This window comes from Streptomyces sp. NPDC005898 (genome assembly GCF_040629635.1).
Lineage (GTDB): Bacteria > Actinomycetota > Actinomycetes > Streptomycetales > Streptomycetaceae > Streptomyces.
The window spans coordinates 1-23,984 of sequence record NZ_JBEXWC010000046.1 but is presented as its reverse complement, the minus strand read 5'-3'; the positions used below and the strand labels follow the sequence as shown (position 1 = coordinate 23,984).

The window sequence follows — 23,984 nt, the reverse complement described above, 5'->3', positions numbered from 1 at the left end:
AACCCGTACCAGCCATCCGTCGCCGTGAACAACCGCGTCACATTCCGGTGCTCGACCATCACGCCCTTCGGCGTCCCCGTCGACCCCGACGTATAGATCACATACGCCAGATCACCAGGCCCCGAACCCCCCTCCACCCGATCCAGATCCGCATCGGACAACCCCGCCCACACCCCGGCATCCACCCGCACATCCACCACCGGGACGCCGGCCGTGTCCAGCCCCTCCGGGACCGTCCCGTCGACCAGCAGCACCTGGGGCGCGCTGTCGCGCAGCACATGCTCAAGGCGCTCGACGGGGGCCGCGGGGTCCATCGGCACATAGCCGCCGCCCGCCTTGAGCACGGCAAGGACGCACACGACGATGTACTCACTGCGCGGCAGGCACAGCGCCACCAATGTCTCGCGGCCGACGCCGAGTTCCCGCAGGTGGCGTGCCAAGCGGTTGGCCCGGGCGTTCAGTTCGCCATATGTCAGCGCACGGCCCTCGAACTCCACCGCCACCGCGTCCGGCGCACCCGCCACCACACCCTCGAACCACTCATGCACACAACGCTCCTCCACCACCAGACCGGCCGGAGCCTCGTTCCACTCCTCCACCACACGCCGACGCTCGGCGGCGGGAAGCTCGGTGAGCCGGGAGATCCTCTCCTGTGGCTCGGCGGCGACGGAGGCGAGCAGGTGGGTGTAATGGCGCACGAAGCGCCGGATGGTCTCGGCGTCGAACAGGTCGGTGTTGTACTCGACGAAGCCGGCGAGCCCGTCCGGGGTCTCGCGCAGGTCGAGGGTGACGTCGAACTTGGTGGCCTGTACGTCGACCTCGACCGGCAGGACCTCCAGGTCGCCCAGCTTGGCCTCTTGAGAGGTCTGTGCCTCCTGGAGCACGAACATGTTCTGGAAGACCGGCGAGTGGCTGAGGCTGCGCTCCAGGCGCAGGGCGTCCACGACGGCCTCGAAGGGCACGTCCTGGTGCTCGTACGCCTCGAGGGCCCGCCGCTTCACCTGGGCGAGGAGCTCGGGGAAGGTCGGGTCACCGGACAGATCGGTGCGCAGCACCAAGGTGTTGGCGAAGAAGCCTATGAGCCCCTCGAACTCGGCGCGGCCGCGGTTGGCCACCACCGTGCCGACGGCGACGTCGGTCTGCCGCGTGTAGCGGTGCAGCAGGGCGGAGTAGGCGGCGAACAGCGTCATGTACAGGGTGGCGTCGTTGCGGGCGCCGACCTCACGCAGCGCGTCGAGGAGTTCGGCCGGACAGAGGAAGGCCTCCCGTGCGCCGTTGTACGTCTTGACCGGTGGGCGTTCGCGGTCCGTGGGCAAGGAGAGCCGCGGATCGACTCCGGCGAGCCGCTCGCGCCAGTACGCGACCTGCGGCTCCCGCACCCCGTCGTCCAGCCACTCCCGCTGCCAGTTCGCGTACTCCGGGTACTGGAGCGGCAGCGGCTCCAGCGGCGAGGGACGGCCCGCGCGCAGCGCCTCGTAGAGGGCGATGAGGTCGCGATGGAGAACGCCGACCGACCAGCCGTCGGAGACACCGTGGTGCATCGTCACCAGCAGGACGTGCTCTTGGTCGGACCGGCGCAGCAGGCGGGCCCTGATCAGCGTGTCGTGCTCCAGATCGAAGGGGGCGGCGGCCTCCTGCGCGCAGATGCGGGGCAGCTCGGCGAGGTCGGCGAGGTCCTCCTGGCGGACCTCGAAGTCCGTGCCGTCGCCGATGTGTTGGTACGGGACGCCGTCGCGGTTCACGAAGCGGGTGCGCAGGGCCTCGTGCCGAAGCACCACCTCGCGCAGCGCGCCCACGAGGGCGGGGCGGTCGAGGTGCCCGCGCAGCCGCACCGCCATCGGAATGTTGTACGCCGAGCCGGCTCCGTCCAACTGAGCCAGGAACCACAGGCGTTGTTGGGTGAAGGAGAGCGGCACGGGCTCGTCCGGGCGGCGGGTCGACAGCGGAACGGCACCGGACCCAAAGAGATCGCGTACGAGGTCGAGTACGGAGAGGTCGACGCCTTGCTTCTCCAGCACGGCCATCAGGGCGCGCCGCCGCTTGGGCGACAGCGATCGGATCCTGTGCGCGAGGTCCTGCACGCCCTGATCATTGATGACGGTCATCATCGTCCTGTCTGCTTACTTCGCGATGTCCAGTGCGTCGAGCTCCGCGTCGCTCATGGCTTCGACGAGGGTGATGCCCTCGACAATCGCCTTCACGTCGAGGGCTCCGATGGATCCGAGGGGGGTACGGCGCTCCAGCTCGGCGGCCATGTCGGCCAACCGCGGCGCTTCGAAGAGCGCCTGGACGGGGAGCTCCGCTCCGGTCCGCCGCTTGAGCAGGTTGATCAACCGTGTGGCGAGCAGTGAATTGCCGCCCAGGGAGATGAAGTTGCTGGTCGGCCCGAGGTCGTCGGCGTCGATGCCCAGGAGCTCCGACCAGGCGTCGAGCAGGATCTGCTCGGTGTCACTGGGAGCCGGGTCCTGCCGCCGCGTGGAGCGGTCGGTGGCGGAGCTCGCGGCGCCACCGGATGACGCCGCCCCGTGAGTCGCGTCGGCCCGTACGGCGAGCACGGCTCCCGGCCTGCGTCCCACCCAGTACTGCCCCGGCACGAAGGCCGTCGGCGGAAGCGGCGCCAGACGGCGGCGGCCGTCGTGCAGTCCGCCCCACGGCACGGCCGCACCGCGCACCCACAGCTCGGCGAGGTGCTCCAGCGCGCGGTCCGCGACGAGGCCCGCGAGGAACGCCTCGCCCCGGGCGCCGGAGAGGACGGTGCCCAGCGGGCCCGCGTCCTCCTCGGCGTTGCCGTGGTGGACCGGCACGGGGGCGAGCGTGTCGTCCGCCTCCCGTACGCCGTCCGCGAGGTACCAGTCGAGGCCCCGCTTCAGCTCGTCCGCGGACCCCGCCACGACGGCAAGCCGCTCGGACATCGGTTCACGGCCCAGCTGCGAGGTGTACGCGATGTCGGCGAGAGACGCGGACGCGTCGTCGTCCAGGAACGCGCTCAGCCGCTGTGCCGCCGTACGCAGTCGCTCGGGCGTGGCCGCGGACACCACCACCAGCTGGGGTCCCGCGTCCCGTGCGGCGTCCGTGTCCGCCCGCGCGGCCGGCGGCGCCTCGACGACCAGGCTGACGTGACTGCCCCCCGCGGCCACGGAGTTGATGAGCGCGCGGCGGGGCGACGGCGTATCGTCCACGTCCGCGCTGCCGCGCGGCCGCCACTCCGCGAGCTCCTCGCACAGGCTCAGCGGGGTGCCGTCGAAGTCCAGGTTGGGATTGGGGTCGCCCGTCGCCGTCAGGGGCGTGAGCTCCCTGTTCTGGAGCTGGAGGACGACCTTGGTGAGCTGGGCGATGCCGGAGGCGGCCTCGGGGTGGCCGAGGTTCGACTTCACGGTGCCGAGTGCCACCGGCTCGGTCACCCCGTCGAACACCTCGCGCAGGGCGCGGAACTCGACCTCGTCGGAGAACGCCGTTCCATTGGCCGCGGCCTCGACGTATCCGATGGAGTCCGCCGCTACACCGGCCTGCTCCAGGGCCCGCCGCATGACCTTCACCTGCGTCCTGCGGCTCGGCGTCATGAAGCCGTTGGCACGGCCGCCGTGCATGGAGGCCGTGCCCTTGATGACGGCGTGGATCCGGTCCCCGTCGCGTACCGCGGCGTCCAGGGACTTGAGCAGTACGGCGCCGACGGCCTCGGCGGGCAGGTAGCCGTCCCCGTCGCGGAAACTGCGGCTGCCGGGGCCGCTGCCGAGCAGCTGCAGCTCGGCGAGCGCCACGTACTTGTCCGGGTGGACGGTGAGGTTGATGCCGCCGGCGACCGCCAGTTCGGCCTCGCCCCGCAGCACGTCCGCGCAGGCCAGGTGGATGGCCATGGCCGACGACGCGCACATGCTGTCCACGGCGAGGCTGGGCCCTTCGAGGCCGAAGAAGTGCGAGACGCGGTTGGCGATCATGTTGTACGAGGCCGCGGAGGTGAGCGCCGCGAGGGCGGGGTCCGCCGACTCGTCGGCGCGGTACAGGTGGTAGGCCGCGCCGACGTAGACGCCGACACGCCGCCCGTAGCGCCGCTCGATGACCTCCTGGGTCACGCCGCTCTGCTCCAGGAGCTGCCACACGGTCTCCAGGAAGAGCCGCTGCTGTGGGTCGAGGGCCGCGGCCTCGCGGGGCGAGATCCCGAAGAGCAGCGGGTCGAACCGGTCGACGCCGTCGAGGAAGCCGCCCCACTCTCCGGGCCGGGCCCGGCTCTCGTCCAGGCCGCCGAACAGGGCTTCGTGGTCCCAGCGGTCGGCCGGCACCTCGGTGACGTTGTCCTTGCCGTCACGGAGGTTCGCCCACAGCGCGCCGAGGTCGCCGGCCTGCGGGTAGCGCCCGCTGATGCCGATGATCGCGACGTCGTTGGCGCGAGCGGATTCCTGTACGGGGCCCGCGGCCTCCCCGGCAGGGGCAGCGGCGCGCTCACGTACCTCGATACGGGCGTCGGGGGCCTCGGGGGCGGGCGCTTCCGGGGCCGTGGCGGCCTCCGTCGCGGGCGCCGCGGCCGCGGGACGTGCCGGTTCACCGAGCAGCGCGCGCAGTGCCCGCGGGTGGTCGGTGATGAAGTACCGGGCAAGGTCGCGGATGGTCTCGACCTCGAAGAGCAGGGTCCGGGACAGCCGCCCGAACGACTCCTCCAGGCCGGAGATCACGCCCACCGCGATGACCGAGTCCATGCCGTACCGCTCCAACGGCGCGTCGACGGCGATGCGTTCGGGACCGAGCTTGAGCGATGCCGCGAGCACGCGGCGCAGGTGGGCCACCGTCTTGTCCTCAAGGGCCGCGTCCTCGTCGCGCGTACCGGAGGGCGCGGTGACGGGGGCGGGAGAGGCGGGCTCCGCCGCGGGGGTGGCCTCGGGTGCGTTCACCACGGCCCGCGGCTCCGCTTCGTCGGCGATGAGCCGGGACAGCACTCCGTCCCGCTCCCCCACGACGACGATCAGCCTGCCGTCGGCGAGGCCGTTCTCCGCGGGGGCCAGGGCGCACCGCAGCGCCGTGAGGCCGCGGGCGGTGTCCAGGGGGGCCAGGCCGACGCCGCGCAGGTTCTCGCGCACGGCGCCGCCTCCCATGCCGCCCTCCTCCCAGAGGGGCCAGCCGATGGACACGGCCTTGCCGTGGCGCGCGCCCGCGTCGGCGAGGCGGTTGCGATAGGCGGCGTACGCGTCCATGAACGCGTTGCCCGCGGCGTAGTCGGCCTGCCCGGCGTTGCCGAAGGCCCCCGCGATGGACGAGAAGCACAGGAAGACGTCGAGCGGCTGGTCCGCGCTGAGCTCGTCCAGGTTCACCAGGCCCGCGACCTTGGGGGCAAGGACCCGCGCCAGCTCCTCCTCGCTCTTGCGCAGGAGGTAGCCGTCCTCGACGACGCCCGCGCTGTGCACGATGCCTGCCAACGGCCCGTGGGTGTGCGCCACATGGGACAGCACACGGGCGAGCGCGTCACGGTCGGCGACGTCGGCGCGCTGGTAGTCCACGGTGAGGCCCGCCGCGCGCAGCGCGTTCAGCGCGCCGCGCTGCTCCTCGCCCAGCGGTGAACGGCCGGTGAGCACCACGGTGGCGTGCCCGACGGACGCGGCGATCTCGTGCGCCACGATCCGGCCGAGGCCGCCGACGCCCCCGGTGATCAGGTAGACGCCGTTCTCCCGCCAGGGCGCGGCCGCGCTCGTCGCGGAACGGATCTCCCTCTGCCGTACCACCAGGCGGCGTCCGTCGCGGTGGCGCACCTCGGGCTCGGGGTCGGGCACGGCTTCCGCGGCCAGGCGGGCGGCGACGGTGGCCGGTGCCGCTCCGTCCAGGCACTCGACGTACTGGGTGTGCAGCAGGGGGTTCTCCTGGTGGGCCGTGCGCAGCAGCCCCGTGAGGCCGCCGAAGCAGGCCAGATGCTCCCGTTCGGCGTCCGTTCCCGCGGCGCCGACCAGGGCGACCTGCAGCAGCACCGGCCGCCGCACACCACCCTGAAGGATCTCGCGGGCCAGCGTGAACACGCGCGCCGCGGCCAGGGCGTACCGCCCGTCCAGCGCGCCGTTTGCCAGAGCCTCGAAGTGGTACGCCGTACCGGCGGGCAGCGCGGACCGCAGGGTGTCGCGCTCCTTCTCGCCGAGGCTGCCGATCACGACCACGTGGCGCTCGAACTCCGCGCCTGTGGCCCCCTGTTCGCGTACGGCGGCCCGGGTGCCCTCGACCCACTCGGGGCGCAGGAGCACCAGCTCGCCCTGCACGCCGCCTCCGACCGGTCCGCTCTCCACGTGTACGCGGCCTCCGGCCCGACCGCTGCGCACGCCGCCCGGGGCCTGCCGTCCGTCCGGCGCTTTGCCCGGCTCCGGGTCGAACCAGCACCGGTCCCGGGCGAAGGGGTATCCGGGCAGGCTGACGCGCCGCGGAGAGGGGGTCGAGCGGTGCAGCGTCTCCCAGCGCACCGCGGCTCCCCGCACCCACAGGCGCAGCAGCTCGCCGGGCTCCTCCCGGTCCGTCCAGTCCGCCACCGCGGCGCGCAGCGTGTCGTCGCCAAAGCCGTCGGGCCGGTCCCCGAGGCGTACGGTGCCCCGCGCCCACGCCCCCGGGCTCCCGGGGGCGGCGGCGAACGCGTCGAGCAGCGCACCGGCCTCGTCGAGGGAGGCCGCCGCGAAGGCCAGGCGCTCGTCCAGCGCCATGCGGCCCGTCTGCAGGGTCCACGCGACGTCCTGCAGGGTGCCGTCGTCGAGCTCGGTCAAACGTGCACGCAACTGCCGTGCCTGCTCCACCAGTTGATTCTCAGTCTGTGCGGAGAGCACGAGCAGCGCGGGGCGTGCGGGCGTCGCCCGGCGCAGGGTCTGCGGCACGTACTCGGCGACGACGACATGGGCGTTGGAGCCGCCCGCGCCGAAGCCGGAGACCCCGGCGATCCTCGGGAGCGTCTGCTCCTTCCCGTCGACCACCGCGGTGGCCCGGCGCCACGGCTCCAGGTGCTGCTGCACCCGCATCGGGGTGCCGTCGAAGTCGATGCGCCGGTTGAGGATGTGGGAGTGCAGGCTCGGGACCAGTTCGCCGTGCCGCATCTGCAGGAGCACCTTGGTGAGCCCCGCGATGCCGGCCGCGCTCTCGCAGTGTCCGATGTTGGACTTGACCGAGCCGATCGCACAGTGCTCCGGCAGGACGCCGTGCGTCTCGAACGCCTTGTTCAGGCCCACGACTTCGAGGGGGTCGCCCAGGGCGGTCCCGGTGCCGTGCGCCTCCAGGTAGCCGAGCGAGCGTGTGTCGACGCCGGACGCGGTGAGCGCCTCCGCGATGACCGCGCCCTGCGCCGACGGGGAGGGCACCGAGTAGCCGGAGGTCCGGCCGCCGTGGTTGAGGGCGGTCGCCTTGATCACGCCGTGGATGTGGTCCCCGTCGGCGACGGCCTGAGCCAGGGGTTTGAGCAGCACGGCGCCGACGCCCTCGCCGGGCACGTAGCCGTCACCGCCCTCGCCGAAGCTGCGGCACCGGCCGTCGCTGGAGAGGAATCTGCGCTGGCTGAGCATCAGGAACTTGTTGGGATGCGAGTGGAGGTTCACGCCGCCGGCGAGCGCCGTCTCGCACTGACCGCTCCTGATGGCCTCGCAGGCCAGGTGGATGGCGGTCAGGGACGACGAGCACATGGTGTCGACGGTCATGCTCGGCCCGGTGAAGTCGTAGAAGTACGACACCCGGTTGGCGACGCTCGACGCGCTGCCCGACAGTGCGGCCTGCTGTCCGCGCTCCTGCGCCTGCGCACCGTGGAGCTGGTACTCCTGGTACATCACGCCGACGAACACGCCGACCTTGCCGGCCGGTCCCGCCGCGTATCCGGCGTCTTCCAGCGTGTGGTGGGCGCACTGGAGGAAGAGCCGCTCCTGCGGGTCGAGCAGCTCGGCCTCGTGCAGCGAGATCTGGAAGAACAGCGGGTCGAACCGGTCGATCCCGTCGAGGAATCCGCCCCACTTGCCGGCGGAGGAGCCCTCGGCGGCGGCGTTGCGGCGGTGGTCCCAGCGGTCCGCGGGTACCTCGGTGATGCAGTCGCGGGCGGAGCGGAGGTTCTGCCAGAAGGTGTCCAGGTCCGGCGCCTGCGGGTAGCGTCCGCTGACTCCGATGATCGCGATGTCGGTCGCGGCCCGCGGCGCGGGCCCGGTCAGGGGTGTGGGCTCGGCCGAGGGGGTGGGTTCGCCCAGCGGGGCGCCGGCCGCGAGGCGGGGGGCCTCCGTTGCGCGCGGCCCCTCCGACAGGACCCGCGTGCACAGCCCGGTCACATCCGCGCACACCCGGCCGTACTCGTCGAACACGGTCACGTCGAGGCGTGGGGTCGCGGAGTCGGGGTCGCTGCCCGCCTGGTGCCGCACCCAGGCGTACGCCGTGGCGGGCGTGGCGGCGAAGGCCTCCACGTGATCCAGGGCGAACGGCAGCGCGGGGCGGGCCTGTCGGCCGTCGCCCCGTCGCGGCGCGAGGCGCAGTCCGACGGTGGCCTGGAGGGCTCCGTCGATGACGCTCGGGTGCAGAAGGCAGTCGTCCAGGGCCGGCGCCGCCGGGGGGATCCGCAGCTCGGCGAGGAGCTGGGGCCGCCCGACGTCGTCAGTGCCGAGACCCAGCTCCACCAGGGACCGCTGCGCCGGGCCGTAGTCCATGCCGACGGAGGCGTACAGGTCGTAGACGTCGGCGGCGGGAATCGTCCGCTCGGTGCAGCGCGCACGCAGGTCGTCGAGGCGCGGCAGGCTCCGCCCGCCGGTGGTCACCAGGCTCGCCCGGCCCTGGCTGAACGGCGTGGCCGCGCCGTCCCTGCCGATTCCGTTGATGGCGTACTCATAGCCGCCGACGGCGAGTTCCCGTACGTCGACGCGCAGTTCAAGCCCGTCCGGGCCGCTGACCGCCGGCCTCAGCCACACCACGTCGTCCAGACGCAGGGCGCCGGTGTGCCCCTCGCCCAGGGTGCGGGAGAGCGCCGCGCGCGCCATCTCCAGCTGCGCGACGGCGGGGAGGATGCGGTCACCGCGCACCTGGTGGTCGCGCAGGAACGGCTCGTCGCCGCTGAACCGCGTCCGGTACGTGACGCCCTCACGGCCACCTTCGCCGCCCGGCACTTCGGTGTGCAGCAGGGAGTGCGGGCGGGCCGGGGCGTCCTGGGCGGGGGCGTACGGGGACGTCGTCCCCGAGTGCGGGCGTACGGCGGCCAGCTGGGCGGCGAGGTCTTCGGCGACGGCCCGTACGGTCCGGTGCGCCGGGAACGCGGCGGGCGGGAGCGGCACGCCGAAGCGGGCGGTCAGCCGGGCGGCCAGCCGGGCGAGGCCGGTGATGTCGAGCCCGAACTCGGCGAACTCGGCGTCCGGATCGATCTCGGCGGCCGGGACGTTCAGCTGGGCGGCGACCTCGTCGGTGAGGCCGGCGAGGGTCGCGGCGCTCACACCCGGCACGGCGACGGTGGCCTCTTTGACAGGAGTACGGGGGGCGGTGACCGGATCGGCCGCCACCTGCCCCTTCGAGGTCTGCTCCCCCAGTCCGGACGCCACCTCGGCGATCGACCGGTACTCGAACATGACGGTCGGCGAGAGCGGTCGAGCCAGTCGGTCCTCCAGCTCGGGCACCAGGGACACCAGGTCCGCCGAGGTGAGCCCCAGCTCGTAGAAGCTCCCGTCGACGCTCACCCGCGCCGTCGGCACACCAAGGCGCTCCCCGACCAACTCCCGCAGTACGGTACCGATGTCGCGTCCGGCGGCGGGTGCGGGCTCCGGGGCACCGGAGGGAACCGTGACCGGCGTCCCGGCAGTACCAGGGTCACCGAAGGCCGCGGCCGCGGGCTCGTCCCGCACATCGAGCGCCGTCACGGACCGGACCCGCTTGGCCGCGAGACGGCCGATCTCGGCGACCTTCAGGCCGCTCTCGTCGTAGAACTCCACGGCCAGGCAGATCAGTTCGTCGTCCCTGCGCATCGAGTCGGCGGGAACCCTGACGAAGCAGCTCGTGCCCAGCGGCGCGGCCGCCCGGAACGACTCGAGGACGAGCGGCAGATAGAGACCTTCGGCGCTTTCCCCCTCGTGCAGCATGTGGCTGCCCACGCTGCCGCCGAGCAACCCGCCCTCGAAGAGAGCCGGATGGAAGAGGAACGCGCCCGCGGTGGCGTGATGCGCCGGGCCGAGTTCCACCTTCGCGACCCAGTCCTGGGAGCGGTGGTGCACCGCGCCCGTGATCCTCATCAGATCCGAGTGGACCAGGTCGCGCTCCCGCAGCCAGGTGTAGATGTCGGCGAGACGGGTGACCCGGTCCACCCCGGTGAGCGGGAGCGTCAGCCGCTCACGGAAGGTGACGGGCACGCATCGGTTCACCGACACCACCGCGTGCAGGACGTCCGTGGCGTCCTGCACGCGACGGCTGCGCACCTCGATGCGCCATCCGCCCGCCGGTGCGAGCCGCCCGGCCACGGTGGTTCTGACCTCCTCACCCGGAGCGGCGACCAGCGGCGCCAGGATGGTGAGGTTCCGCAGTTCGACCTCGGGCATGGCGTGGCCGTGGCGGGCGAGGACCTGCAGCACGAGATCCACATAACCGACACCAGGCAGAAGGTGACGCCCGTGCACGATATGACCGCGCAGCAAAGGATTGTCGGTAGTGACGGTGAAAGTCTCGTCGAATGACGACACGTCGCTCATCGGTATCCATTCCAGTACAGCATCGAACCAGCCCTGGAGCTCAGTCCGAGAACGACCGCGCAGGGCTCTTATTTCTCACGCAGCGCAAGCCTGCACGGAGAGAATCGGAGCGTAGTCCCAGCAACCGGGTTCACCCATGAACATCCGGTTGCGCGCACGACGCGCAGTATCGCCTTTGAAGGCATGAAAGGTAAGGGGAAGATGACACGCGCACCGCTCTGACCACACGGAACGCGGAACGCGGGCTTATCGATCCGCTGCGACCCGGCGGAAATTACGCTGGCGCACACATGCGAAGCAGAGTGAAAGTTCCCATGAATCCCCCTTGTGATGCTGACGCTGACGATCTGAATAGCGTCAGAACCTTTGCACTTAGACTCTCTACGCATTCGGCCATCGATAGCCAGGCAAGAGACTACCCCTCGCCAACAGCCTGATCAATAAGCGCAGCGTGATGATCTACTCGGCTCCCAAACAGAGCGTCACATCCTGTCCGGGGAACTCGACGGCGGTCGGTGCGAGATAGAATCACGCCCCTTCTGGGCAGGGCAACACCACGGAATGGGAGCACAGGGTGCAAATCGAAGGAAGCGTCGCGCTGGTCACCGGGGGAACGTCGGGCCTCGGTCTGGCGACCGCACGCGTGCTGCGCGATCGGGGCGCGAGCGTGGTGATCCTCGGCCGTTCCTCCCGAGGCGAGGGCGTCGCGGCAGAGCTGGGCGACCGCGTCGTGTTCTCCCAGGGCGATGTCACCAGCGAGGAGGACGTCACCGCTGCGGTCGACCTCGCCTCGAGCCTCGGCAGCCTGCGCATAGCCGTGAACTGCGCCGGGATCGGCAACGCCTTCAGAACTGTCGGCAGGAGCGGCCCGTTCCCGCTGAGCGCCTTCAGCAAGGTCGTCCAGGTCAACCTGATCGGCACCTTCAACGTCACCCGGCTCGTCGCCGCGCGGATGACGCGGTCCCAGGAGGAAGGCGAGGAACGCGGAGTGATCATCAACACCTCCTCCGCAGCCGCGTTCGACGGCCAGATCGGGCAAGTCGCCTACGCGGCTTCCAAGGCGGGCATCGCGGGCATGACCCTGCCGCTCGCCCGCGACCTGGCGCGGGAACGCATCCGCATCGTCACGATCGCCCCGGGCCTGTTCCGCACGCCCATGTTCGACGCGCTCCCCGAGTCCGCGATCGAGGCGCTCGGTCGCCAGGTTCCGCATCCGGCCCGACTGGGCCACCCCGAGGAGTACGCCGCGTTCGCCGCGCACGTCGTGGAGAACCCGATGCTCAACGGCGAGACGATCCGGCTCGACGGAGCCATCAGGATGGCCCCCAGGTAGTCAGGAGACAGGCCTGGGTCGACCCGCGGGTGTCCACGGGGACCGAGGCCGCCCTGCACGCCGGCGCAACCCGGGACAGGAGCCCTAACTCTCCCTGTCGTGTGCCGCCCGGTGCGTGATCGGATCTGGCCGCGGCCCGCCCCTCCCGGCCCGGGATCCCGCGTACGCCGCGATCCGCAGGCCGCGCAGGCGGCACGTCGGGTGCAGCGTGGGCAGGCAGTTCACGTAGGGGTCGTAGGAGACGCGGGCCGCGTCGGTGCGTACGTCGTGGAGGGTCAAGGTGGCCATGGTCCGCCAGGGTTCGTCGGGGGCCGCCGCGCGCAGGTCGAATCGGACCGGGCCGCGGGCGAGCGCGCCGCGTAGTGCGGGCAGCTCCCCCGTCGGGTCCGTCCCTCCGGCCGCCGGAAAGAGCGCCAGCACGCGCTCGCGCGCACCGACCCGGTAGGAGAGCAGCGTCGAGTACGGCCCGGCCAGGGGTTTGACGCGCGGGAGCGGCAGGTGGCGGGTCAGGCGACCGGACCCGCTGGACGTGAACAGCAGGTCCAGGTCCATGCCCCGCTCCTCGGCACCCGGGCCTTGGCCCGAAGGACCCGAACCTCCAGCGTCCGGGCCTTGGCCCGAAGGGTCCGAACCGCCGGCACCCGGGCCTTGGCCCGAAGGCTCCGAACCGCCGGCACCCGGGCCTCGGCCCGAAGGGCCCGAACCACCGGCGCCCAGGCCTTGGCCCGAAAGGTCCGAACCGCCGGCGTCACGGTCCCTGCCCGGCCCCTCGGGGTCCGGTACCCGTACCGCCAGGCCGAAGCCGTCCGGCAGCCGGCCGGGCAGGCCGAGGGCGCGGGACCAGCGCACGGACACCGGGTAGGTGCCGGGCCGGTCCAGCCACGGCACCTCCCACCCGCCGCCGCCAGCCAGGGCACCGCCTGGGACCTCCAGCGTCCCGTGGCAGCGCACGCCGTGCGGATGCAGGGCCGGTGCGGCGCGTCGCCGGGCCAGCCGTGCGGCGGCTCCACTAGCCACCCTGTCGAGAATCATGCGAACGCCTTCGGAACTCGCGCGGTACGTGTACTCAACCGTGCACTCAGCCGTGCACTCAGTCCTTGCCCATGGCCTTGCGCACCGCGTCCTTCGTGCGGTCCACGAGGGCGGCCACCGGGCCGAGGGCCAGGTTGGCCGCGCCGGACTCCACGCCCGGGTGCGGCCGGGTGGGAGCCATGGCCTCGGCCGCCTTCACGGCCTTCGCCATCGCGGCCAGGCCGGCCGCGTCGGTGCTGCGGCGCAGGTGGGAGAACTCGTAGCGCTCCTCGGCGCGGGCGTGCTCCTGGACGTCCCTGCGCAGCTTCAACAGCTGCGGCATGAACTTCGGGTCGTCGGTGTCCAAGTCGTCCAGGGCGGCCAGCGTCTCCTTGGCGGCGCGTTCCTCCGCCAGCCGGTCCTTCGCCACCTGCTCACCGCCGGGCAGGTTCCGCCGGGCGAAGGGGTGGACGACCTCCTCCTCCGCCGTCTCGTGCACGGCCAGCAGCCGCACCAGCCGGTGGAAGGCGTCCCTTCGCTCGTCGCCCTTGGTCTGCTCGACCTCGTCGAAGAGGTTGCGGATGTCCCCGTGCTGACGCGTCAGCAGGGAGACGACATCGGTGTCCGCGGCCCCGTCGTCACCGGCCTGAGGAGTGCGCAGAGTCGACATGTCGGCCTCACTTCTCGCGCTGGGAGGGGTCGGGGTGCGCGCCTTCGGTCTCCACGCGGTACTCGCGGCCGAACATCTCGGCGTGCTCGGTCATGACCCGGTCGCTGGGCGGCGCCTCGCCGCCGTGGATGTTCTCCTGCATCTTCTCGAACCGCTCGTGCGCCTCGCGCACGTAGCCCGCGCCCAGGGTGGTCAGGTCCATCTGGGTGTCCAGCAGCTCGCGCAGGTACTGCTTGTTGGGCTCGAAGGTGAGGACGTTCGGCAGCTCCGGTGCCAGGACCTCCTCGGGTTCGCGGCCGTCGTGGCGGCGCATCAGGTCGCAGGCCGCGTGCAGGTGTTCCAGCTCCATGTTCAGGTGCAGCTCCCAGATCGCCCTGACCCGAGGGTCGCTCTCCTGCTCCATGAACGAGTAGTACAGGTAGCACTCGTTGTACTCGTGGTTGACCAGCTGCTCCCACCACGTCTCGCCCGGGTCCACGAGGGACTCGTAGTGCGTGACGTGCTCCTCCTCGATCAGCCCGATCTCCTGGTAGAGCTGCCGGGCGATCGGCTCCATGTAGGTGGGGCCGGTGTTCATGTAGAAGTTCATCGTCTGCTGCTCCGCCGACATGATGGTCAGGGCGTGCAGCTTGGAAAGCGGGTTCGTGGCGTCCTTGTCGTAGGGGTCGCGGACGTTGTCGACCGGGTCGCGGTGGTGGAACCGGGTGGGCCGGCCCGGCATGACCTCGGTCAGGCCGTCGACGATCGACTCCGCCTTGCGGTGCTCGATCATCTCGTACAGGTTGGCGTACCGGTACAGGTGGTCGAAGTCCTCCAGGACGCCGAACTGGTACGCCTGCTTCAGGTACGGGTCCGGCTCCATCCGCGCGACCCACGCCGTCAGGTCCACCGCGACCTGCTCGTACGCGATCGTCGTCTCCAGCACCGAGGAGACACCCGGCAGCAGCCAGTTGACGACCTTCTGCTGCTGCGCCTCGATGTAGCGGGTGGTGGCGAGCTGTCGTTTGACGTCGGGGTCGACGGTGTTGCGGGCCAGCTGGTGGCTGAACATGATCGCCTCGACCTCGATGCCGTTCATCGCGATGATGCGGCAGCGGGTGTACGGGTCGCAGCGGTCCGGGTCGATCGGTGCCACGTCGAGCTCCCGCCAGCTGCGGAGCTGGCGGTCCAGCGGGATGCCCCGCTGTTCGAGCGGATTGAACGTCATCCGAGTGCCTCCTTGAACCGGAACGAGCGGAAAGCTGCCGCTGGGGACGGCACCGCGTCCGGGGGCCACCCAGTACCCCGCCGGTGGCGAGGAGCACAGGCCCACTCATGACTCTGTGGACCACGCACGACTTCCGGCCACCGCTGAGCGCCGACTGCCGGAGCCCGCACCGCCCCGAGGTGCGCGGGCAGCGCTTCGGCCGCACCATGGCCCTCCCACTCTTCGTCCGGATCCCCCCCTCTGTCCCCATCGAGCTCTCTCCGTCGAGATCGCTCCCTCTCCCTTCGTTTAGATCACTCCCCCGGACCTGTTTGACCGCGGCGATCGGGGACAAACGGCGTTTCGACGTGCTTGGGCAGACAGGCACATTCACGGGAGCGGCCCCGACCAGGCCACCTCGCGATGTGTTGCGTCGCGCTCCCGTGCTGCCGATACCAGCGGTTCGACGGGAGGCACACCCATGCCGAGCAGGACAGCACACGCACGCCGAGCGGCGGACACTCCGGACACCACCGCCGACTTCGAGCGGCTGGCCACGCTGCCGGCGGGTCCGGAACGCCAACGGCTGGTCGAGGAGTTGGTGGAGGCCTGGCTGCCGATGGCCCACCGCCTCGCGGGCAAGTTCCGCGACCGCGGGGAACCGCTGGAGGACCTGGAGCAGGTGGCGGCCCTCGGTCTGGTCAAGGCCGTCGACCGCTACGACCCGGCGCAGGGTCCGTTCGTCCCGTACGCGATGCCGACGATCGTCGGAGAGGTCAAGCGGTACTTCCGCGACCACGCCTGGAGCGTTCACGTGCCCCGGCGGGTCCAGGAACTGCGCAACAAGGTGCGTGCCGGCATCCGGGAGCTCGCGCTCGCCGACCAGGACCGCTTCCCGACGGTGGCGCAGATCGCCGAGCACACCCACCTGAGCGAGGAGGACGTGCTGACCGGCATGGAGGCCATCGACAGCTTCCGCGCCGTGTCCCTGGACGCCCAGCTGAGCGCCCAGGGCTCCTCCCGGGACGACTCGTTCGCGCTGGCCGACGTCCTCGGCGCGGACGAGCCGCGTTACGACGTCGTCATCGCGCGGGAAGCGGTCAAGCCCAGCCTGGCCCGGCTCAGCGAGCGCGAGCGCCGCATCCTGAACATGCGGTTCTTCCACGACATGACCCAGGCCCGCATCGGCGAGGAGCTGGGCATCTCCCAGATGCACGTCTCCCGTCTGATCACCCGCGCGTGCAAGCGCGTACGGGCACACGTCGAGAACGAGGCCGCCGAGCACCGGACGGCACAGCTCGCGGCCTGATGCGGTCCGATACGAAAGAGAGGCCTACGCCGCCGTGGTCTCGTTGATGATCAGGTCGACGACGGCCCGCAGGCCGCCCTCGGCCAGGGCGCGGCGCTGCCGGTCGGCCGCCGTGCCCTCCTGGAGCAGGCGGTGCACGAGCGCGGTGACCTCGCGGGTGTCCCCGGCCTCCGCGAGGGCGGGCGTGATGTGGTCCATGAGCTGGGACAGCACGTCCCCGGCGCTGCGCAGCCTGCCCTCCCGGTCCACCAGCGATCCGCTGAGCCCGTGCCGTGCGGCGTGCCAGTTCGCGGCCTGGAGGAGCTCCGGGGCGCAGGGCGGCACCGGGACGCCCGCCTTGACCTCCTCGATGGCGGTCGAGACGAGCCCGCGCACGATGCCGGCGTACATCACCGCCTCGTCCGTGCGCAGCTGGACGTCCGAGCAGCGCACCTCGATGGTGGGGTAGCGGCTGGAGAGGCGGGCCTGCCAGTAGATCTGGCCCAGGTCCATGAGCGCCCCGCAGGCGAGGAGCCGCCGCACCCGGTGCTCGTGGTCGGCGAGGTCCTCGAAGTGCGGTGGCGGGCCGCTGACCGGCCAGCGCCCGTACACGACCGTGCGCCAGCTGGCGAAGCCGGTGTCATGCCCCGCCCAGAAGGGGGAGTTCGCCGACATGGCGACCAGGACCGGCAGCCACAGCCGGACGCGGTTCAGGACGGCCACGCCGATCTGCGGGTCGGGCACCGCGGCGTGCACGTGCATGCCGCACACGAGCTGCTCGGCGACGAGCTGCGGCGCCTGCGCGCGCAGGGCGCGGTAGCGCGGCAGGTTCGTCACCGGCAGCGGCGCCTCCTCCTTGAGCGGCGGTGTGCCGCAGGCCGCGAGGCGGCAGCCGAGGCTCTCCGCCGCGCGCCCCAGGGCGAGGCGCAGGCGCAGCAGGTGGCCGCCGGCTTCGTCGAGGTCGGTGCAGACCGGGGTGGCGACCTCGACCTGCGCCTCGATCAGTTCCGCCTGGATCTCCCGTTCCGCCACGATCGGCTGGAGGCCTGCGGCGGCACGGACCTGTTCGGCCAGCGGGACGGGAAAGCCGGAGGCGGGATCGAGCAGAAGGTACTCCTCTTCGACACCCACCGTGATCAGACTCATCGTCCCCTCACCTTATGCGGTGCATGCGGCTTATGCCTTGTGGACGACGGTCTCGTCCGGTTTCAGTCGGCGGCCGTCCGCCGACAACACCTCCAGGGGGCGCAGCCGTTGCCCTTCCCGCCGGTCCACCAGCTGTGAGTGCTCCTCGCCGGGGGCGAAGAAGTTCTGCTCGCCCCACTGCCGCAGCGCCACGATGACCGGGAAGAGCGCCTCGCCCTTGGGGGTGAGGACGTACTCGCGGTAGGCGCTGCCGTCCGAGGCGGGGACGGACGCGAGGACGCCGCCGGCGACCAGCGTGCGCAGGCGTGCGGTGAGGATGTTCTTCGCCACCCCGAGACCGCGCTGGAACTCCCCGAAGCGGCGGCTCCCGTCGAAGGCGTCCCGCACGATGAGCAGGGACCACCAGTCGCCGATCGCGTCCACCGACCGGGCGACGGGGCACTGGCTGTCGTCGAAGCGTGTCCTGGTGACCATGGCGGCACGTCCCTCACTTCCGCGCACTCGCGTGCTCCACACCCTGGATGGTGGTTGCAACATGCTACCAACCGGGGCTACCGTCACCACGTCAGTCGTAGTGGCAAGTTGCAACCAGATCCGATCTCTGCGAGGAGTGCCGATGCCCGGCCGCCCCGAGGCGCCCCCCTACGTCCTGTCCCGGGGCGTCACCCTGCTGTTCGCCGTGGCCTGTGGCGCCGCGGTGGCCAACGTCTACTTCTCCCAGCCGCTCCTGGTCACCATGGGCCACGACCTCGCCATGAGCCCGGCACTCGTCGGCGCCATCGTCACGCTCACCCAGGTCGGCTACGGACTCGGGCTCTTCCTCCTCGTACCGCTGGGCGACAAGGCGGGCGACCGCCGGCGGCTCGTCGTGGCCCAGTTGCTGCTCCTGGTGGCGGCGCTGGTCGCGGTGGCCACCGCCCGCACGGCGGCGGTCCTGCTCCTGGGCATGGCCGCGACCGGGCTCCTCGCGGTCGTCACCCAGACGCTCGTCGCCTTCGCCGCCTCCCTGGCGCCCGCCGCCGGGCGCGGGCGCGTCGTCGGGCACGTCACCAGCGGCGTCGTGCTCGGCATCCTGCTCGCCCGCACCGCGTCCGGCGTGCTCGCCGACCTCGCGGGCTGGCGCTGCGTCTACCTCGCGTCGGCGGCCCTCACCGCACTGCTCGCCCTGGTCCTGCGCCGCGTACTGCCACGCCCCGGCGGCCTCGCGCCGACGCCCCTGCGCTACGGACAGCTCCTGCGCTCCACGCTCACCCTGTTCGCGCGGGAACGGCTGCTGCGCCTGCGGGCCCTGTTCGGGCTGCTGGTCTTCGCCGCCTTCAGCACCCTGTGGAGCAGCGTCGCGCTGCCGCTCAGCGAGGCCCCGTACTTCATGTCGCACACCGAGATCGGGGCGCTGGGGCTGATCGGTGTCGTCGGCGCCCTGGCCGCGGGCGCCGCGGGCCGCCTCACCGACCGCGGGCTCTCCCGGCGCACCACCGGCGCCGCCCTGGCGCTGCTCACCGCCTCCTGGCTGCCCCTGGCCCTCACCCGCGACTCGCTCTGGGCCCTGCTCCTCGGGGTGGTGCTGCTCGACCTCGCCGTGCAGGCGGTCCACGTCACCAACCAGACCCTGATCTACGCGCTGCACCCGGCCGCGGGCAGTCGGCTGATCGGCGGTTACATGGTCTTCTACTCGATCGGCAGCGCCACCGGCGCGCTCGCCGCGACCTCCCTGTACGCCGTGGCCGGCTGGGGCGCCGTCTGCGCGCTCGGCGCCGCGTTCAGCTTCCTGGGACTCGCGCTGTGGGCGTGCACGCGTACGTCGGCGGGCGCGCGTACGTCGGCGGGCGCGCCCCGTGCCGAAACCGCGGCGCCCACGCCTTCGTCGGGCAGGCCCCGGCCGGCGCCGGAACGGCTTCCGTGATCCACGGTGCGCCCCCACACTGGTGGCCCGTCCGCACACGCCCGAGAAGAGGTGCGCCGTGCCCCGACACCCCGCCCACCCCGCCGACTCCTGGTGGAGCGACGCCGTGGTCTACCAGATCTACCCCCGCAGCTTCGCCGACTCGAACGGGGACGGCGTCGGCGATCTGCGCGGGATCACCGAGCGCCTGGACCACCTCGGCGCACTCGGCGTGGACGTGCTGTGGCTCTCCCCCGTCTACCCCTCCCCGCACGACGACAACGGCTACGACATCAGCGACTACCAGGACATCGACCCGCTCTTCGGCACCCTGGCGGACTTCGACCGGCTGCTCGCCGCCGTGCACGAGCGCGGCATGAAGCTCGTCATGGACCTGGTCGTCAACCACACCTCGGACGAACACCCCTGGTTCACCGCCTCCCGCGACCAGGGCCCCGGCGGGGACCGCCGCGACTGGTACATCTGGCGGCCCGCCCGCGCCGGCATGGAGCCGGGCACCCCGGGCGCCGAGCCCAACAACTGGGGCTCCTTCTTCTCCGGTCCGGCCTGGACGTACGACCCCGTCGGCGGCGAGTACTACCTGCACCTGTTCTCCCGCAAGCAGCCCGACCTCAACTGGGAGAACCCGCGGGTGCGCCGGGCGGTGCACGCCATGATGCGCTGGTGGCTGGACCGGGGCGTCGACGGCTTCCGCATGGACGTCATCAACCTCATCTCCAAGGCGCCCGGACTGCCGGACGGCGTCGTGCACGAGGGCGCCCGGCACGGCGACGGCAGCCCGCACTACGTCTGCGGCCCCCGGGTCCACGAGTACGTGGCCGAGATGCACCGCGAGGTCTTCGCCGGCCGGCCGCGCCCGCCGCTGACCGTCGGCGAGACGCCCGGCGTCACCCTCGAAGAGGCCCGGCTCTTCACCGACCCGGCCCGCCGCGAGCTCGACATGGTCTTCCAGTTCGAGCATGTGGGCCTCGACCACGGGCCCGGCGGGAAGTTCGACGTCCGCGAGCCGCGCCTGACCGACCTCAAGGCGAGCCTCGGCCGGTGGCAGAGCGGGCTCGGCGACACCGGCTGGAACAGCCTCTACTGGAACAACCACGACCAGCCCCGCGCCGTCTCCCGCTTCGGCGACGACAGCCCCGCCCACCGCGCGCGCTCCGCCAAGCTCCTCGCCACCGTCCTGCACCTGCACCGCGGCACCCCGTACGTCTACCAGGGCGAGGAACTGGGCATGGCCAACGCGCCGTTCGCCTCGGTCGACGACTTCCGCGACATCGAGTCCCTGAACCACCACCGCGAGCAGAGCGCCCTCGGCGCCGACCCCGAGACGCTGCTGGACGGGCTGCGGCGGCGCGGCCGGGACAACGCCCGCACCCCGATGCAGTGGGACGCCACCGAGCACGCCGGTTTCACCCGGGGCACCCCGTGGATCGCCGTCAACCCCGACCACGTCCACGTCAACGCCGAGGCACAGCGCGCCGACCCGGACTCCGTCTTCCACCACTACCGCCGGCTGATCGCCCTGCGGCACACCGAACCCGCCCTGACCCACGGCGACTTCCGCATGCTGCACCCCGACCACGAACGGCTCTACGCCTTCACCCGCCGCCACGCGGCCGACGGCACCGAACTGCTGGTCCTCGCCAACTTCGGCGGTTCCGAGCTCACCGTCGACCCGCCCGAGGGCTGGCAGGGCAGCGAGATGCTCCTCACCACACTGCCCACGGCCACCCCGCTCACGGCACCGCACACCCTGCGGCCCTGGGAAGCCCGTGTGCACCGCCGCCGCACCGCACCGGACGCCGGCGGAACCCCGTAACGCACAAGTCCCGCCCCCGTGACGACGGGGGCGGGACTCGAATCGGAGCGCTGGGCAGGCCTTGCACCTGCATTTCCCCGCAGGAAGCGGGGCGTCTTTCCTTGGACCACCAACGCGCGCTCGGCCACCGGCTTTTCGGCGACCGCTCAAGATCCACTGTAGCCCATGGCGGGCCCGGTCGTCACCTCGCCGGTCGGGCCGCCGAAAATGCCGTGCCCCGGGATGGGAGGCGGTGCAGACTCGGCCCCATGGTGGACATGGGGGCGCTCCGGGACGCGGTCGGCGACTGGGCGGCGGGCGGCCCCGGCGGGCCGGCGGGTGAGCTGGCCGGGCGGCTGAGGGTGCGGACGGCCGTTCTGCTGGAGGGGGCGAGCGATCTGGCGGCCGTCGAGGCGCTCGCCGTACGGCGCGGCCGGGACCTGGCCGCCGAGGGCGTCTGCGTCGTGCCGATGGGCGGGGCGATGAACATCGCGCGCTACGCGGCCCTCCTCGGGCCGCCCGGCCTCGGCCTGCGCCTGGTGGGGCTGTGCGACGAGCGCGAGTGGCCCTTCTACGAGCGTGGCCTCGATCGGGCGGGGGCGCCGCGGCAAGGCTTCTTCGTGTGCGTGGCCGACCTGGAGGACGAACTGATCCGCGCACTGGGCCCGGCTCGCGTGGAGGAGATCATCGGGGCCGAGGGCGACCTGCGCGCCTGGCAGACCTTCGTGCGCCAGCCCGCGCAGCACGGCAGATCCATGGACGGAATGCTGCGGCGGTTCCTCGGCACGAAGAAGGGCCGCAAGATCCGCTACGGCCGGCTGCTCGTCGAGGCCTTGGAGCCCGCGCGGGTGCCGGGCCCGCTGGACGAGCTGCTCGCGGCCCTTTGAGAGACCCGGAGCCCTGCGAGGGGCCCGGAGCCCTGCGAGAGGCCCGGACCAGTACACCTGCGGCGCATCGGACATATCGTAATACCTGAGATAGTTTGTCCCTTTTTGCGGAGGGTACCGGCTAGGCAGGAGGCGATCACCGTGTCCGGTTCGCGCGGCCCGTGGGAACCGATGCCGGCCGAGCGCCTCCCGCGAGTCCCGTCCCCGCACCATGAACCACCACCAAGCTGGAGGTGGACGCAATGACAACGTCCCCCAGGACCTCGTCCTCGATGGAAACGCATCCCGACATCGCCGACATCCGCGCCCGCCACGAGATGGCGGAGCGCGCGGCGAGCACCCCCAAAGTGCAGGCCGTCGAGACGATGGCCTTCGTCACCGGCCTCTACTTGGCCGCCTCGCCCTGGATCGCGGGCTTCGACGGCCTGACGCGGCTCGCCGTCACCAACCTGATCGTCGGCATCGCCTACGCCCTGCTGATGAGCGGCGGCTTCGGCCGGGCGTACGAGCGGACCCACAGCATGGCGTGGGCGGCGTGCGCGCTGGGCGCGTGGACGATCGTCGCGCCGTGGGTCGTGGCGGGTGACGTCAGCACCACCAGGTCCGTGGTCAGCAACATCATCACCGGCGCCGTGGCGCTCCTGCTGGGCCTCGCGGCCAGCGCGGCCGCCCGGGCCGGACGCGGGTCGGACGCGGGCCACGCGAGGGCGCGGACCTACCGGGCCGGCCCCGGCTGACCGGTCCGTCGCCGCACCGTGCGCCCTCCGGCACCCGTCGGTGCCGGGGGGCGCGCCGCAGTGCGGGCGAGCGCCCCTCACGGGTGTGGAAGCGCCCGGGTCAGATCGTTTGGAGGAGTGTGTCCCGGGCACTTCGAAAGACCGAAGCGCGACCATCAGTGGGCCAGCGCCACGACCGAGATTCCCAAGCGCGAGGTAGTGATGAGCGACCAGAACATGGCGGACGACGCCTACCAGCCCACGGGCGGCAACGAGGAGCAGGAGGACGCCTCGCCGCTCGACCTTCAGGACGCGCTGGACGAGCGTACCTACGACGACATCCTCGACGAGGGCTACTCGCCGCCGGAGAAGCCGCTCGGCGTCACCAAGACCGGCACCACGGCCGCGGAGCAGCACGAGGGCGAGTCGCTCGACGAGCGGCTGCGCCAGGAGGTGCCCGACACGCAGCCGCCCCTCGGGGACGGCGTCGGCGATCTGCCGGGCGGCGAGGGCGAACCCATGGACCCGGAGGTCGGGGACGACCGCGCGGGCCGTCTCGTGGCCCCGGACGAGGGCGCCCACACGGACACCACCAAGGAGGCCGTGGCCAGGGACGAGGGCATCGACGGCGGTGCGGCCGCGGCCGAGGAGGCCGCCGTGCACGTCGTCCCGGACGAGGACCTGCCGACGGACCCCGAAGACCTGGTCTGAGGGCCGCCCCGGCGCCGATCACCCGCCGAGCCCGCGCACATCCGCTACCAACGGGAACCCGTTTCCCTGGAGGCCTCATGACGACCGCTAAGGAACACCTGGGACACCAGGTGGCTCACGCCTACGACGAGGACGGGGCGGTGCCGCTGGCCGGGTACGCCGCCTTGATGACGACGTTCGCGGCCGCGACCGGCGCCCTCGTGGCGCTGGGGCGCAGGCGCGGCGCCGTGCTGCCCGAGCGGGTGCCGCCCTGGGACGTGGCGCTCATCGGCGTGGCGACGTTCAAGACGGCACGGCTGCTCACCAAGGGCAAGATCACCGGCTTTCTGCGGGCACCCTTCGCCCGCCGTGAGCGGGACGCGTCGGCGGGCGAGGTCATGGACGAGCCGCGCGGCTCGGGCCTGCGGCTGGCGGTCGGCGACCTGGTGACCTGCCCGTTCTGCGTGTCCGCCTGGACGACCACGGGTCTGCTCGGGGCGTACGTCCTCGCCCCTCGGGGCACCCGGCTGGTCGGCGCGGGCTTCGGCGCCATGGCGCTGGCCGACTGGCTCCAGTACGCCTGGACGTGGACCCAGGAGAACGCCGAGAACTGAGCGGCGCGGGTGCCGCGGTGGGGGGGGGGGGGGCCCGCCGGGCCCCGGGCCGGCGGTCGCTGTCCGGGGTCCCCGATTCCGGATCTTCCAATCCGGTAATCGCCG

The 23,984-nt window shown here is 72.1% G+C and carries 15 protein-coding genes; 8 read left to right on the top strand and 7 right to left on the bottom strand.

Going from position 1 to position 23,984, the window contains the following annotated elements; genetic code table 11:
* Together ABZ385_RS32810 and ABZ385_RS32805 are read right to left on the bottom strand one after the other, a co-directional pair.
* Window positions 1–2,108: condensation domain-containing protein (locus tag ABZ385_RS32810; protein ID WP_358914150.1), on the bottom strand; the 2,108-nt coding region annotated here is incomplete at its 3' end.
* 12 nt (window positions 2,109–2,120) lie between these two features.
* Complete coding sequence (locus tag ABZ385_RS32805; protein ID WP_358914149.1) at window positions 2,121–10,640, bottom strand: SDR family NAD(P)-dependent oxidoreductase; 8,520 nt, start codon at window positions 10,638–10,640, stop codon at window positions 2,121–2,123.
* A 574-nt stretch (window positions 10,641–11,214) separates the two neighbouring features.
* On the opposite strand from ABZ385_RS32805, the gene ABZ385_RS32800 reads away from it, so the two are divergent.
* Window positions 11,215–11,973 (top strand): 3-hydroxyacyl-CoA dehydrogenase, encoded by a 759-nt coding sequence (locus ABZ385_RS32800; RefSeq protein WP_358699938.1) that lies wholly within the window; start codon window positions 11,215–11,217, stop codon window positions 11,971–11,973.
* An 84-nt stretch (window positions 11,974–12,057) separates the two neighbouring features.
* On the opposite strand, the gene ABZ385_RS32795 is transcribed toward ABZ385_RS32800, so the two are convergent.
* The 3 genes from ABZ385_RS32795 to ABZ385_RS32785 all read right to left on the bottom strand — a co-directional run bounded on the left by ABZ385_RS32795 (window position 12,058) and on the right by ABZ385_RS32785 (window position 14,861).
* A complete protein-coding gene (locus ABZ385_RS32795) occupies window positions 12,058–12,525 on the bottom strand; it encodes a hypothetical protein (RefSeq protein ID WP_358914148.1) in 468 nt (155 codons plus the stop codon).
* A 538-nt stretch (window positions 12,526–13,063) separates the two neighbouring features.
* Window positions 13,064–13,654 carry a hemerythrin domain-containing protein gene (locus ABZ385_RS32790; protein WP_358914147.1) on the bottom strand — a complete coding sequence of 197 codons (591 nt, stop codon included), beginning with the start codon at window positions 13,652–13,654 and terminating at the stop codon, window positions 13,064–13,066.
* Between the two features lie 7 nt (window positions 13,655–13,661).
* A complete protein-coding gene (locus tag ABZ385_RS32785) occupies window positions 13,662–14,861 on the bottom strand; it encodes a hypothetical protein (protein WP_358914146.1) in 1,200 nt (399 codons plus the stop codon).
* A gap of 460 nt (window positions 14,862–15,321) precedes the next feature.
* On the opposite strand from ABZ385_RS32785, the gene ABZ385_RS32780 reads away from it, so the two are divergent.
* Window positions 15,322–16,149: a SigB/SigF/SigG family RNA polymerase sigma factor gene (locus ABZ385_RS32780; protein ID WP_358699752.1), complete on the top strand. Its 828-nt coding sequence runs from the start codon at window positions 15,322–15,324 to the stop codon at window positions 16,147–16,149.
* A 24-nt stretch (window positions 16,150–16,173) separates the two neighbouring features.
* On the opposite strand, the gene ABZ385_RS32775 is transcribed toward ABZ385_RS32780, so the two are convergent.
* Together ABZ385_RS32775 and ABZ385_RS32770 are read right to left on the bottom strand one after the other, a co-directional pair.
* Window positions 16,174–17,274, bottom strand: a complete 1,101-nt coding sequence (locus ABZ385_RS32775; protein ID WP_358585369.1) for a glutamate--cysteine ligase — start codon at window positions 17,272–17,274, stop codon at window positions 16,174–16,176.
* Window positions 17,275–17,304: 30 nt separating this feature from the next.
* A complete protein-coding gene (locus tag ABZ385_RS32770) occupies window positions 17,305–17,748 on the bottom strand; it encodes a helix-turn-helix domain-containing protein (protein ID WP_358585367.1) in 444 nt (147 codons plus the stop codon).
* A 142-nt stretch (window positions 17,749–17,890) separates the two neighbouring features.
* On the opposite strand from ABZ385_RS32770, the gene ABZ385_RS32765 reads away from it, so the two are divergent.
* The 6 genes from ABZ385_RS32765 to ABZ385_RS32740 all read left to right on the top strand — a co-directional run bounded on the left by ABZ385_RS32765 (window position 17,891) and on the right by ABZ385_RS32740 (window position 23,879).
* Entirely contained in the window at window positions 17,891–19,177 is a 1,287-nt protein-coding gene (locus tag ABZ385_RS32765) for an MFS transporter (protein ID WP_358914145.1), read from the top strand.
* Window positions 19,178–19,235: 58 nt separating this feature from the next.
* The gene (locus ABZ385_RS32760; protein ID WP_358914144.1) at window positions 19,236–20,993 is read left to right on the top strand and encodes an alpha-glucosidase; all 1,758 of its coding nucleotides are present in this window, start codon (window positions 19,236–19,238) and stop codon (window positions 20,991–20,993) included.
* Between the two features lie 248 nt (window positions 20,994–21,241).
* The gene (locus ABZ385_RS32755) at window positions 21,242–21,859 is read left to right on the top strand and encodes a TOPRIM nucleotidyl transferase/hydrolase domain-containing protein (RefSeq protein ID WP_358914143.1); all 618 of its coding nucleotides are present in this window, start codon (window positions 21,242–21,244) and stop codon (window positions 21,857–21,859) included.
* Between the two features lie 272 nt (window positions 21,860–22,131).
* Complete coding sequence (locus tag ABZ385_RS32750; RefSeq protein WP_358585359.1) at window positions 22,132–22,596, top strand: SPW repeat protein; 465 nt, start codon at window positions 22,132–22,134, stop codon at window positions 22,594–22,596.
* A gap of 201 nt (window positions 22,597–22,797) precedes the next feature.
* Complete coding sequence (locus tag ABZ385_RS32745; RefSeq protein ID WP_358585357.1) at window positions 22,798–23,286, top strand: DUF5709 domain-containing protein; 489 nt, start codon at window positions 22,798–22,800, stop codon at window positions 23,284–23,286.
* A gap of 77 nt (window positions 23,287–23,363) precedes the next feature.
* Entirely contained in the window at window positions 23,364–23,879 is a 516-nt protein-coding gene (locus ABZ385_RS32740; RefSeq protein WP_358585356.1) for a DUF1360 domain-containing protein, read from the top strand.
* Window positions 23,880–23,984: the final 105 nt, after the last annotated feature.